Genomic DNA, 11,903 nt, shown 5'->3' with positions numbered 1-11,903 from the left:
CGGTAGCCAGGTATTATCATATCAGAAACGGTTGCGTTTTTCATAAATACAACTGTAGTACTAAAAGGAGGATATTAATGGCCGGAAATGATCGTTTGACAATGTCATCTGAAGCCGATGGTTTAATCAAGAAAATTATAACGGTACTAGATCTCGATATTAATAATAGTCGGAGCCGTCCAACTGTTCTAAAAATAGCGTTTGCCAAAGGTTTTAAACACGTGAAAGGTGAACCGCGTGATGATTTTGGAGGAAGTGGCTGGACCATACCAGCTGGAGTAATTGCCAAAGATACCGATTATCTGTTATACAAGCATTTAATGATAAACGAACTGCAAAAACCTATTGATGATAAAGAAGTTGATCAATATTTACTCCGTTATATAGAAGAAGGGTTAAGAGTTATGAACGAGGAAATCGATCAACTTAGCCCATTGGAAAATTACATGATCAAACTAACAGAGAATATTTAAGCTTTCCGTATGGAAAAGACTGTAGAAAACCCCTTCTGTAAGCTGACTACAGAAAGGGGTTTTCAATAAACTGATTAAAAAATCAACGAAGGCGAAGTTTCGTCTTCAGCAATTGGCCGGTTTCTTTAAAGACAGCAAAACCTGAAGTTGCTCCTGGTAGGTTTTGGCCTGTGCCTGAATCAGTTTCTACACATATTTCTGGCTTTCACATGTGTGGAATTAAAACGTCCATACATTGTCCAGACGATAATAGTCTTTATCAAGGTCATAGTTAAAGTCAAAGTCTATACAGTCTTAAATCTTGCGGACCAGATGGTCCAGGCACTAGACTAGTTGACTTTATGTCCAAAATTATTTGCCTTTTCAATAAATCCTCTTTTGCGGAATCACTCCGCGCACTCCTCCCCTGGGAACTGCAATATCGCCGAAATAACGGGGAATCAAATGGATATGGACGTGAAAAATGGTTTGTCCTGCTGCTTTTCCGTTATTGATGCCAATGTTGTAGCCGTCCGGTTGAAAGTGCTGATCGATCATTTCTTTTCCCGATCGGATCAATTGATCAATTTCCTTTTTCTCCGTAAGGGTTAGGTCAAAGTAAGTTTTGGTATGGCGGCGGGGGATAATTAACAGATGGCCGTCAGAGACCGGATATCGATCAAAGATGGCAAAAGCAAGCTTGCTTTCCAGGACGGGTTTCAACGGGGAACAAAAAGGGCATTCTTTCATGTTCCTCTCCCCTCCTGACAAATTCGTTTTGATTCTACTGTCTCCTTCCCTTCTTAACACTGGAGCTTGAAATCAATTTATACTATACTTTTAAGATACTTTACTTTATCACAGAGGTGGAACCATGGATAAACAGTACCAGCTGGATCTGTCAATCCAGGACCTGAAACAGGCTGTAAAAATCATGCGCCGGGCTGCCGGTCGAATTAAGGAGGTTGACCAAACCGAATCCTACACGTTGAATACCTTGATTTCCGATATTGAGGAACTCATCGATCGGTTGGACAAATAAATATAATCAGGGGATATATGGAAAAGAGGTGAAAAAAGGCCTTTTTTATTTCAGTTATAAGGCCTTTTTATTTTTCCCGCTTCACCCAATTTTAACATTATCTGCTCTTGGAAAAGCTGTTCTTACCAAAAATATTATATTAATCAATAGCAAGGAACTGATAATTCTAGATAGAGTTGATATAAAAAGATAATTAGAACATATCTCATTAAAGAAATAAAAAAGTTAGAAATTCAGAAGCCCTTTTGGATTGTCAAAGGCCATACTACTCTTTTATCTGATTTCGAATACAATACATGGCTAATGATAATAAAATACCTGATTGATAGGGGTTATCAAAATAAAGTACACTTTTTAGCCTTTTAGAGGATAAAAAAATGTTTTACTAGAAACAACCGGCTACCCTTTAGCATACGGGAGGCCGGTTGTTTTGTATTTATAATTCCTGGTCAAAGAATACTTTTTCTAAATTTTTCTCTTTGTAACTGTATATTTTACACATATCTCGGACTTACCCCTGTTTCATTTCAAAGTCCATAAATATAAACGAGAATATTATTCTATTGGGAAGGGAATGATTTTGGCTCGTCTTTGGTCAAAAAACGGTACCAGCGATTTCTGAAGCGGACTTGTGGCCCGTCTGCCGGAACATGAACTTCCATTTGCAACGCTTCTGGCACATAATGCGGATGCTGACTTTCCACTATTTCCTAATCTTCCTTTAAGATTTTACAGCTGTATTTTGAAAAAAGCTTGTTGACCATAGACAATTTAAGAAAAATTCGGCCCACATATCCCATAATAGCGGTATGTTTGTCATCAATCGGAGTAAAAGTGACATAATTAAAAAGTCTGTTTTTCCTTTCCTGGCGGGTTCGCAAGATCCAATGCTGTGGAAATCGGTATTCTAACTGGACTTTTTCGTTTTTAATCCAAATGGTGTCGCCTTCCGCCTGGAACTGAAACTGGACTTTCAGAGAAGAATTTTTGCCAATGGTTTTGCAATGAACTATTGGTACATGGGCTGTATCCAGTACACTTTCAACCACCCGTGTAATGTGGGATTTCCATATGGACTGGTATGGAGCCAGTGTAAAAGATGGATCTTCAAGTTCCGAATACAGTTCCAATTCATTATGCGGTTTTTCTGAGGAATAAACTCAGATCAGCTCGGCTCTCTCCAGTACAGGATAACAGGTTACAAGGGCAAAATCGGGAACAGGTCTGTCGGGATGTGCCGGAATATCCGTACAGATCCCGTCTTCCTGAAATAACCAGCCGTGGTAAGCACATCGAACTCCTCCATCAGAGCAGAGCCTCAGAGACAGAGCCGCCCCTCTGTGTGGACAGCAGGGGGAAATGGCATGTGCCGTTTCGTTTTCCCCTCGAAACAGGACCATACCTTTTCCCGCTATCCTTTTCTTGACCGGTTTCTTTTTCAGTTTATCCGACCATTCTACAGCGTACCAATGTGCAGGAAAAACAAACTGAATTTCCTCTTTGCCTGGCTTTAGCATGGAACAACCTCCTGTTAAAGCAAAACCTGTTTTCGAAAGATTCTATCCGGAGCAGTCAGGATGGTTGACAGTTTGTTGCCAGGAACCGGTTTCCGTATTCCCCGTGATCGTGAATGGCAGGATGTTCCGTCTGGACGGTTGAATGTTCAATGCCGTATTTTTCATTGAGTATCCTGTTGATTGCTTCAATCACCTCAAAGGGTTGCACTTCTTCGCAGATAAAGACATGGGCTGTCAATGAATAATGATTTGTGGAAACCGTCCACAAATGAAGGTCATGAACATCCTTTACTCCTGCTACCCTGCCGATATCCTGGCGGATGGAATCCAGATTAAATTTGTCGGGCACTGATTCCATCAAGACCAGATACGATTCCCGGATAATTTTGGCTCCTCCATAGAAAATGATTCCGCCAATGACCATACTGATAATCGGATCGAAAATGTGATAGCCTGTAAAATGTATCAGAACGGAAGAAGCAATAATACCTATAGAACTGAGCAGGTCTCCAATAAAATGCCACAGGGCGCTTTTGATGTTCAGGTTTTCTTCTTCCTGTGAACTCCGATTCAGAATAATCGTAAGGATGATATTTACCACCAGTCCCACTGTTGCTATTGTTAACATCAGTGGCATGTCAACGTTTTGGGGGCGAATAATTCGGTTAATCCCTTCGATGAAAATGCCGATGGAAATAACAGCAAGCGCCAAACCGTTCAAAAATGAGGCGATAATCTCAAAGCGCAGAAAACCGAAAGTGTATTTCCCATTCGGGTTGCGGGTCGCCATATAACTGGCCGTCAGACTTAAACTCAAGGCAAGAACATCGGAAACCATGTGAGCGGAATCCGATAACAAAGCGAGAGAATTAGATAAAAGACCACCTGCAACTTCCACGATTGTAAAGAATAAAGTTAACATCAGAGTAATCCATAATGTCCTTGTCGCTGATTGCTGCTCTTTTACATGATTAAGGTGGTGAAAATCATAAACTTTCATATTAACTCTCCCTATTTATAATAATTATTAAAAAGTAATTATTATAATCATACACCTTCCTTTCACAAAGATCAACAGAAAAATGACTTGAATTCCCAAATCTGGTTCTCAAGCCATTTTTCCAAAGATGTCCAATATGCGGTTTTCTGCAAAATCCTCAATCAGTTCATATCTATTCCACCATTAACCGGAATATAGGCGCCATTGACAAAGACATTCCAGTCAGCTACCAGACTCAATACAGCGCCGGCAACATCTTCCGGTTTTGCTACACGCTGTAATGGGGTGAACTTCCTGACCGCTTCATGGACTTCCGCAGGTTGATCCTTTGTTAAATCAGTCAGAACCAGACCGGGAGCAATTACATTGGTCACGATATTTTTCGGACCCAATTCCTGAGCCAGATATTTCGCAAATGCGGCAATGGCTGCTTTGGCGGTACCATGGGCAACAAACCCGGAAGAAGGAGTCCGTGACAGTGTGCTTGAGATCAACACGATTTTTCCTCCCCCTGTTTTTCCATATGAGGAACAACCGCTTGGCACAGATGAAACGCTGAACTCAATTCATTGTTTAATTTATGGAAAAACTCCTCCCAGCTCATTTCCATAAAGGGCTTGATGGCAAAACTCATATTTGCGTTACTTACCAATATATCCACTTTTCCGAATTCACTGGCTGTCTGATCCACCATTTTTTTGACATTTTCCGGATTTCTCACGTCTGCCTGGATAACTTTCCCTCTGCGGCCCAATCCTTCTACCTCAGAAAGCACGTTTAAAGCCTCTTTCCCGGAGTTGTGGTAATTGATTACGACATTGGCTCCTGCTCTGGCCAACAAAATTGCGGTTGCAGCCCCAATTCCCCTGCTGCTTCCGGTAACAATTGTAACTTTATTTTGTAATGGTATCATTGATCGGCCTCCATTCATTTAATAAGATATGCAATAAATATGGATTGATTATACAAATTATATTCAATCTTCTGTTAAATACTTTAACATTTTCCAACCTTTCTCTTCCACCTCCCTTCCCCGGCTTTGGTTACGACATTTACTGATGCCCGCCACCAGCCTCTCTTAAACCAAACCCTTTAAATATGACTCCCTCCGGCGTAATACTTGGGCATGGTTTCTCCAATTGCCTGCTTTCATTCACAGGCGATCCCTGAAATAAGAAAAAGAACCTGACCAGGAATCCGGGCCTAACACATCAAAGGTAATCTGTTTTGCTAAGCAGGGGAAGTCCAATAAGTACATACAGCCACAAATCTGGAAAAAAATATAAGACAGAAGGTTCCTCTTGACCGGGCTCTTCAGACAAGCAGTTTTCCTGCTGGATTGACCAGTTTTAATTAGAACTGGTCAATTTTAGTGAGGATGTAGCGAAAAAGCGATTTTGCAGCCAATTGGTCAAAAATGCAAAAATGACCTGAGAAACCATTAAGGTGTCTCAAGTCATTTGTTTTTATACAGGAAACACAGGAATAACATGTTCAATATCATCCTGAGCATCAATAATAGTCAAACTTAGAATACACTTGCAATGAGTGTATTCCGTCTCTACCTGCTCCAGCCAAAACGTGAACAAAACCACCAAGTGGCTCATGGAGTTATTGATAATCATCCTGAACAGTTCATGATTCAGAAACTCTTCAATCATTGAATGGGAAGCCTGAACTTGAACGACAAATTGCTAAAAAAGGGCCCTTGTGCCATTTTGAAATTTTTTCTATAAATTTCTTTACTAATTGCTGGATTTCATCGCTTCATGGTATTTATGAGGCCAGTTTTTTCTCGCTGGGAATCAATAAAGAAAATACCACTGCTAACAGGGGCAAAACGGAAATGAAAGTTAAAATGGTAGTTACACCATACAAATCGATCATGTAACCCATCAAAGTTGCACCAATTCCGCCTGCTCCTACTCCAAAACCGATCGCCAGTCCGGAAGCCATAGCAATATTGCGCGGCAACAGTTTTTGCATGTAAACAACGGTCAGAGCAAAGGACGATAAAATAAAAAAGCCAAATAAAAAAATGACCAGCCATGCGAAAATTCCTTTCGCATAAGGCAATAATAACGCAAACGGAAATGCAATCAGCATGGAACCAACCAGCCAGTGTTTCATGCCTACACGGTCAGACAGCGCCCCTCCAATAAAAGTTCCCAGGGCACCCGCCCCTAAAAACATGAAATTTAACAACTCCGCCAGACTGTAACTCATATTCATCTGATGCAAAAAGAAAAAAGGCAAAAACGCGGCTACGCCCACTTGACACCAGGAACGCAGAGTAATCACGATCACCAGCCAAAATACACCGGGCCAGTGGTTTTTTCCATTTTGTTGTTTTCTTTTCGAAAGGGATTGTTGCACCTGTTCCTTGTACCAGGGCAATATGCGCATTAACAGGAAAAAGGCCGTTACAGCCAATACACTAAACCAGAGCAATCCTTCTTTCCCCGTAAAAGCCAAAAACAACGGAATCATCAAAGGGCCTAAAGCCTGACCACTGTTTCCGCCAACCTGAAAAATTGCCTGGGCCAGTCCTTTTGTATTTCCGGAAGCATAATGCGTTCCTCTTGATGCTTCCGGATGAAAAATCCCGGAACCCAGACCGGAGACGGCAATCAGGAACAATACCCATTCATAGGTAGGAGCCCATCCCGTCAAAGCCAGGCCGGTGACGGAAATAAATACGCCGAATGGCAACATCCATACCATCGGCTTTCGATCGGTCCATGCTCCAAACAAGGGTTGCATAACCGAAGACGTAATGTAAGAAGCCAGAACAATCAAGCCGGTTTGTGTATAAGTAAGATGAAAAGCCTTCTGATATAACGGCAATAGCGCTGGCACAATTCCGGTTGTGACGAGATCATTGATCATGTGCGTGACACTAAAAGTCCATACTTTCCCTTTGGCCATCGTACTTTTACTTTTGGCAAATGTTGAATGTTGCACCGTGTCCACAAAGTTTCACTCCTTCCTGTTGGCGAATCATCCATCCTATAAAAAATGGTGATGCCAAGCAGCATCACGTTCCTTAATTTTCGATAATTAATGATATTATACAACAATTTCTTGTCACAAGTTAAATACGAATGCAATTGTTAATAAAATAATTCAAAAGATTCCTGCGATTGGTCAGGCAAAACGGGACAAAGCAATAGAAAAATTTTTTTCGGATAGATTAAAATCTACAAAATCTACAATTTCCTGCCTGAGTTGTCGGTTCATAACAGACCATGCAGATAGTGTATTTTTTATATCCTGCAAGCAAAACAAACCTTTCCCATTGGCGAATCTGGGAATCGAATTTTAAAACTTTTTTAAAAAAAGTTGTTTTTTAATAAAAATATAGTTTTTGTTGAAGGAAATATGGGAATTTAAAATGAAAACAGTAAATGTAATTTCAGTAAAATGTAATTTCCTTTTTATTTGATGTGATTATATGAAAGGAGGAAAGAAATGGGAAAAACCGTTACAATCATTGGCGCGCTTGATACCAAAGGAGCCGATTACCAATTTATCAAGCAGGAAATAGAAAAATATGGCCATCAAACACTGGTTATCAATACAGGAGTTCTGGGAGAGCCATTATTCCCGCCCGATGTAACAGCAAATGAAGTAGCTGAGGCCGGTAACAGTACATTGCAGGAACTCCGTAAAGTCGCTGATAAGTCCTTTGCCATGTCCGTCATGACCAAAGGCATTGCAAAGATCATGAAACATCTGTATCAGCAAGGTAGAGTAGATGCCGGTATCTCCATGGGGGGCTCCAATGGAACAATGATTGGCACCTCCGGATTGCAGGCATTGCCCCTTGGAGTTCCCAAAGTAATGATCAGTACCGTTGCTTCCGGTGACACCCAGCCTTATATCGGCATTAGTGATATTGTTATGATTCCATCGATTCTGGACGTAGCTGGTGTCAATCGAATCAGCGCCAAAATCTATTGCAATGCTGTCGGTGCAATTGTCGGCATGCTTGAACAAGAGGTCCCTCCCATTGAGACAAAACCGCTGATCACAGCTTCCATGTTTGGCAATACAACCATACTGGTCAATCAATGCCAGAAAATATTGGAGAAACGGGGATTTGAAGTATTGGTATTTCACGCAACCGGTACTGGCGGAAAAACAATGGAATCCTTGATTGATCAAGGATACATAACCGGCGGTGTCCTTGACGTCACAACCACGGAACTGGCCGACGAACTGGCGGGAGGCGTATTGACTGCCGGGCCAACCCGCATGAATGCTGCAGCAAAATGGGCACTGCCTCAAGTCATTGCACCGGGTTGTCTGGATATGGTTAATTTCTGGGACCGGCCACAGTCCCAGAAAAATATAGAGACCGCTTTTTTTATTATTGGAATAACAACATCACCTTGATGAGAACCACCCCTGAGGAAAACGAAAAGCTGGGCCGGATCCTGGCTGAAAAAGCAAATCAGTCCAAAGGGGAAACCGCCATTTTTCTCCCGTTGCAAGGCGTATCCGAACTGGATGCACCCGGGAAAGAATTCTGGTGGCCGGAAGCAAATCTGGCTTTGTTCAATGCAATCAAAAAATATATTAAACCGGGTATCCCTGTTTACGAGTTGGATTGCAACATCAATGATGCAGAATTCGCAGAAGCCGTGACAGGCAAACTGATGGAAATGATCAAAAAAGAAGAGGAATGAGAGGAGTTTTTATCATGCCATTTATTTCAAGAAAGGAATCATTAAATCAACTGAAAGAGACCATCAGTCAAGGGAATTTAATCATCGGTTGCGGAGCAGGTACAGGGATTTCTGCAAAATTTGCCGAGAGGGGCGGAGCTGATCTGATTATCATTTATAACTCTGGGCGGTACCGCATGGCCGGACGAGGTTCATTGGCTGGTCTGCTCCCTTATGGAGATGCAAACGCTATTGTCGTGGAGATGGCCGCGGAAGTCTTGCCGGTGGTAAAAAGAACACCGGTTTTAGCAGGAGTTTGCGGAACCGATCCGTTCCGCCAGATGCCTGTTTTTCTTAAACAACTCAAGGAAATGGGTTTTGACGGGGTACAAAACTTTCCCACCGTCGGATTGATTGATGGAGTTTTCCGCAAAAATCTGGAAGAAACGGAAATGGGCTTCGATTTGGAAGTAGAAATGATTCGTCAGGCTCACCAGCTCGATTTATTGACTTGTCCTTATGTATTTAACGTGGAAGAAGCCAAGGCGATGACGGAAGCCGGCGCGGATGTACTGGTTGCACATATGGGACTGACAACAAAAGGTTCGATTGGTGCTGAAACGGCACTTACACTGGAAAAATCAGCGGAACGCATCCAGGCAATCCACGATGCTGCCAAGAATATCAATCCCGATATCATTATTCTTTGCCATGGAGGACCGATCGCCGAACCCGGGGATGTAAAAGAAATTTTGTCAATAACCAAAGGAGTCGCCGGATTTTTTGGCGCATCCAGCATTGAACGACTGCCTACGGAAGTAGCGATCCAAACGCAAGTAGAAAAATTCAAGTCTTTATAGTATCTTTGTAAGTTTTTTATTAATGAATGATAAGTGCCTGGCATTCTCTATCTTTCACCAGGCACTTTTTTTAATGATGATGATGGTGATGTTGGTATGTCTCACGGGATGTTTGCGAATAATCCAACCACATTGAATTAAGGGGAAGGGCAATAATTAACAACCCGATGACCAGAGTAATTCCCCAGTAAAGCATTTTTGGCGCAATCTTTGGCTTCCAGTTTTTTTTCGCCTTTTTTATTTCATGAGCCATAAGTTGTGTAATGAGCCCCATTGCAAGGACAAATGCGATAATGACCACTGACAGTGTGATTGCCGGAGCTTCAGGGACCACCATGACTCCCAGCATCGCCCCCATCATTCCTCCCATTACTCCGGCAAGCAAACCATCCAAAGAAGCCAGGCGATGAATCGGTTTCCCGACAAAATAACCGATCAGCATCCCGATCAATATCGCAGTTTCCGTTGAAATAAACATTTGTTCCAACATAATTCCCAATATGGTTCCGATCAGCAGACTGCTCATCATGGCAATTCCCATCGATACCATCATTCCACTCATGACAGGAAGGGAATGTTTGTGAATATTGGCTGAAATGATTCCGTACAAAGTGAGCCCAATCCACACAATTATCCCGATCATTAAAGTAACCATGATGCACCCCCGTTTTCTTTTTATTATAGTCCCAATATTTATATAAAACATGATTCAATCGGGCTATTTGTATAATATTTTTCATAGTATAAATAATCATTGTATTACAATGTTTATTTTTCTTTTAGCTTGAGAAGTAAAGAAATTATTTGCATGGTCAAAATACCTTGATCATGATGCATTAAAAAGAGGAGGATTTATCAGGATTTATCCTCCTACTGTTTCCACACTCAGATCATTGGCAAAATCAATTAATGTATAATCTTTGGAAATCAGGATGGACTGGCAACCGGCTCTGTTGCCTGCTTCCAGGTCTGTCGTACGGTCGCCGATCATCCATGACTGCGACAAGTCAACATGATACTTCTGTGCCAGTTTCAGGATCATGCCTGCCCGGGGTTTGCGGCAAGCGCAACCCGCCACTGGTTTGTGCGGGCAATATAATATATCGTCGATAATGGCTTCCGGATGTTGTGCAATTAAATCCCGCCTCATTTTCTGATGAATTTTCGCAAGTGTTTTTTCTGTGATATATCCCAACCCAACCCCGCCTTGATTCGTTACAACAAATATTTTAAATCCCAGTTGGCGCAATTTCGCAATCGCTTCGGGAACTCCTGCCAGCAGATGAAAATCTTCCGGACGATTGACAAGATTGACCCGGTCTGTCTTGACCTCATTAATCACGCCATCACGATCAAGAAATACAGCTTTCACAAGCTTCTCCAATTTCTTCCCACCTTTAATCCTTCAACTCTTTCAGTACTTTATAAAACCCTCTTTCTTTTCTCTTATAAACAATTTATCCTACAACAAAATATATTATCTATCTTATATTTTCATTATATATATTTTACTGGGAGATTTATTGATACTGAGATTATCATAGCAATTGTTTATTAGTTGTTGTTTGTCATGAAGTAAATCGCACGTATTCTTCCAATTAACCATTTGTTAAACATATAAAATGTATTTGTTTTTAACACATGATGCATGGTTTTTTCATAATGTTTTTGCTCTAACGAACCTTGATCATTTTTTCCGGATCATGGCGATGTTTTTGATAAAAATCGATTGCCTTTGCAATATAGTCCCCGAAACCGGAACATCTGATTCCTGAATCTTTCAAGTCCTCAAACGCCTGTGTACAATCATATTCCGCTTTCAAACGGAAATACGCAATCGTTTCTTTCTCTACCATTAACCACCTGCGAAACGACGGGATAGACAGCAGCCCGAGTATAACTATTGATGGAAGGGTAAAGAATGGTTTTTTTCCGGTTAATCTTTCACAGATCATCTGAAAAGCCTGTTTTACAGAAAGGGGATGCGGGTCAGTCAAATGATCGACCTTGTCTTCACCAACAGGATGTTTGGCCAGATAACAGGTCGCATCAACGATATAGTCAACCGGCACCAAATTGAGCAACGCTCTTCCTTTTCCCGGATAAGGAATCGGGAAACGGGCAAACTTGTCCAGGTAGCGCATGATGAAATAAGGCCCGTCAAATTTTGCCGTTTCTCCCGTTTTGGAATCTCCCATTACAATTCCTGGCCTTATAATTGTGACGGGAACCTGCTTCCGGATTCTCTGTGTCAAAACCTCGGCTTTAAATTTACTGGATTCATAATGGTTTTTGAAGGTTTGGTTGAAAATTGTTATTGTGTTTGTATTAAGGTTGGAAGTGTTCAGGAATGGTTATGGTT

Annotated in this window: 13 protein-coding genes and 2 pseudogenes; 4 read left to right on the top strand and 11 right to left on the bottom strand. The window is 41.5% G+C overall.

What is annotated here, in order from left to right; genetic code table 11:
* The first annotated feature begins 77 nt into the window (after window positions 1–77).
* Window positions 78–473 (top strand): hypothetical protein, encoded by a 396-nt coding sequence (locus tag H2C83_RS10130; protein ID WP_181740325.1) that lies wholly within the window; start codon window positions 78–80, stop codon window positions 471–473.
* 363 nt (window positions 474–836) lie between these two features.
* On the opposite strand, the gene H2C83_RS10125 is transcribed toward H2C83_RS10130, so the two are convergent.
* Complete coding sequence (locus H2C83_RS10125) at window positions 837–1,202, bottom strand: HIT family protein (protein WP_181740324.1); 366 nt, start codon at window positions 1,200–1,202, stop codon at window positions 837–839.
* Window positions 1,203–1,326: 124 nt separating this feature from the next.
* On the opposite strand from H2C83_RS10125, the gene H2C83_RS10120 reads away from it, so the two are divergent.
* On the top strand, window positions 1,327–1,494 hold the full coding sequence (locus H2C83_RS10120) for a hypothetical protein (RefSeq protein ID WP_181740323.1): 168 nt from the start codon (window positions 1,327–1,329) through the stop codon (window positions 1,492–1,494).
* A gap of 560 nt (window positions 1,495–2,054) precedes the next feature.
* Here the strand turns inward: H2C83_RS10120 and H2C83_RS17775 are convergent.
* The 7 genes and pseudogenes from H2C83_RS17775 to H2C83_RS10095 all read right to left on the bottom strand — a co-directional run bounded on the left by H2C83_RS17775 (window position 2,055) and on the right by H2C83_RS10095 (window position 6,939).
* A complete protein-coding gene (locus H2C83_RS17775; RefSeq protein WP_246333851.1) occupies window positions 2,055–2,198 on the bottom strand; it encodes a hypothetical protein in 144 nt (47 codons plus the stop codon).
* A 6-nt stretch (window positions 2,199–2,204) separates the two neighbouring features.
* Window positions 2,205–2,624 carry an SRPBCC family protein gene (locus tag H2C83_RS17770; RefSeq protein WP_246333850.1) on the bottom strand — a complete coding sequence of 140 codons (420 nt, stop codon included), beginning with the start codon at window positions 2,622–2,624 and terminating at the stop codon, window positions 2,205–2,207.
* A 30-nt stretch (window positions 2,625–2,654) separates the two neighbouring features.
* Window positions 2,655–3,011, bottom strand: coding sequence for a Rieske 2Fe-2S domain-containing protein (locus H2C83_RS17765; protein ID WP_246333849.1), 357 nt, complete (start codon window positions 3,009–3,011; stop codon window positions 2,655–2,657).
* 55 nt (window positions 3,012–3,066) lie between these two features.
* On the bottom strand, window positions 3,067–4,011 hold the full coding sequence (locus H2C83_RS10110) for a cation diffusion facilitator family transporter (protein WP_181740322.1): 945 nt from the start codon (window positions 4,009–4,011) through the stop codon (window positions 3,067–3,069).
* A gap of 161 nt (window positions 4,012–4,172) precedes the next feature.
* Window positions 4,173–4,924, bottom strand: a pseudogene (locus H2C83_RS10105) (SDR family oxidoreductase).
* Between the two features lie 553 nt (window positions 4,925–5,477).
* Complete coding sequence (locus H2C83_RS10100) at window positions 5,478–5,672, bottom strand: hypothetical protein (RefSeq protein ID WP_181740321.1); 195 nt, start codon at window positions 5,670–5,672, stop codon at window positions 5,478–5,480.
* A gap of 115 nt (window positions 5,673–5,787) precedes the next feature.
* Window positions 5,788–6,939: an MFS transporter gene (locus H2C83_RS10095; RefSeq protein ID WP_181740346.1), complete on the bottom strand. Its 1,152-nt coding sequence runs from the start codon at window positions 6,937–6,939 to the stop codon at window positions 5,788–5,790.
* A 543-nt stretch (window positions 6,940–7,482) separates the two neighbouring features.
* Between H2C83_RS10095 and H2C83_RS10090 the strand changes: the two are divergent.
* Both H2C83_RS10090 and H2C83_RS10085 read left to right on the top strand, forming a co-directional pair.
* A pseudogene (locus H2C83_RS10090) lies at window positions 7,483–8,702 on the top strand (Tm-1-like ATP-binding domain-containing protein).
* A gap of 14 nt (window positions 8,703–8,716) precedes the next feature.
* Window positions 8,717–9,541, top strand: coding sequence for a phosphoenolpyruvate hydrolase family protein (locus tag H2C83_RS10085; RefSeq protein ID WP_181740320.1), 825 nt, complete (start codon window positions 8,717–8,719; stop codon window positions 9,539–9,541).
* A gap of 70 nt (window positions 9,542–9,611) precedes the next feature.
* Here the strand turns inward: H2C83_RS10085 and H2C83_RS10080 are convergent, their stop codons facing one another.
* The 3 genes from H2C83_RS10080 to H2C83_RS10070 all read right to left on the bottom strand — a co-directional run bounded on the left by H2C83_RS10080 (window position 9,612) and on the right by H2C83_RS10070 (window position 11,853).
* Window positions 9,612–10,196: a hypothetical protein gene (locus H2C83_RS10080; RefSeq protein ID WP_181740319.1), complete on the bottom strand. Its 585-nt coding sequence runs from the start codon at window positions 10,194–10,196 to the stop codon at window positions 9,612–9,614.
* A gap of 207 nt (window positions 10,197–10,403) precedes the next feature.
* Window positions 10,404–10,925, bottom strand: coding sequence for a D-glycero-alpha-D-manno-heptose-1,7-bisphosphate 7-phosphatase (locus H2C83_RS10075; protein WP_181740318.1), 522 nt, complete (start codon window positions 10,923–10,925; stop codon window positions 10,404–10,406).
* A 289-nt stretch (window positions 10,926–11,214) separates the two neighbouring features.
* A complete protein-coding gene (locus H2C83_RS10070; RefSeq protein WP_312853898.1) occupies window positions 11,215–11,853 on the bottom strand; it encodes an SDR family oxidoreductase in 639 nt (212 codons plus the stop codon).
* Window positions 11,854–11,903 lie beyond the last annotated feature (50 nt).

Source organism: Thermoactinomyces mirandus (genome assembly GCF_013868055.1).
Lineage (GTDB): Bacteria > Bacillota > Bacilli > Thermoactinomycetales > Thermoactinomycetaceae > Thermoactinomyces > Thermoactinomyces mirandus.
This window is presented reverse-complemented; position numbering and strand designations above follow the sequence as displayed.

Excerpts from the sequence above, each read along its gene's own strand:
- H2C83_RS10130 (WP_181740325.1), top strand. The coding sequence starts at position 78 with ATGGCCGGAAATGATCGTTTGACAATGTCATCTGAAGCCGATGGTTTA.
- H2C83_RS10080 (WP_181740319.1), bottom strand. The coding sequence starts at position 10,196 with ATGGTTACTTTAATGATCGGGATAATTGTGTGGATTGGGCTCACTTTG.
- H2C83_RS17765 (WP_246333849.1), bottom strand. The coding sequence starts at position 3,011 with ATGCTAAAGCCAGGCAAAGAGGAAATTCAGTTTGTTTTTCCTGCACAT.
- H2C83_RS10120 (WP_181740323.1), top strand. The coding sequence starts at position 1,327 with ATGGATAAACAGTACCAGCTGGATCTGTCAATCCAGGACCTGAAACAG.
- H2C83_RS10125 (WP_181740324.1), bottom strand. The coding sequence starts at position 1,202 with ATGAAAGAATGCCCTTTTTGTTCCCCGTTGAAACCCGTCCTGGAAAGC.
- H2C83_RS10100 (WP_181740321.1), bottom strand. The coding sequence starts at position 5,672 with ATGATTGAAGAGTTTCTGAATCATGAACTGTTCAGGATGATTATCAAT.
- H2C83_RS10095 (WP_181740346.1), bottom strand. The coding sequence starts at position 6,939 with ATGGCCAAAGGGAAAGTATGGACTTTTAGTGTCACGCACATGATCAAT.
- H2C83_RS10085 (WP_181740320.1), top strand. The coding sequence starts at position 8,717 with ATGCCATTTATTTCAAGAAAGGAATCATTAAATCAACTGAAAGAGACC.
- H2C83_RS10110 (WP_181740322.1), bottom strand. The coding sequence starts at position 4,011 with ATGAAAGTTTATGATTTTCACCACCTTAATCATGTAAAAGAGCAGCAA.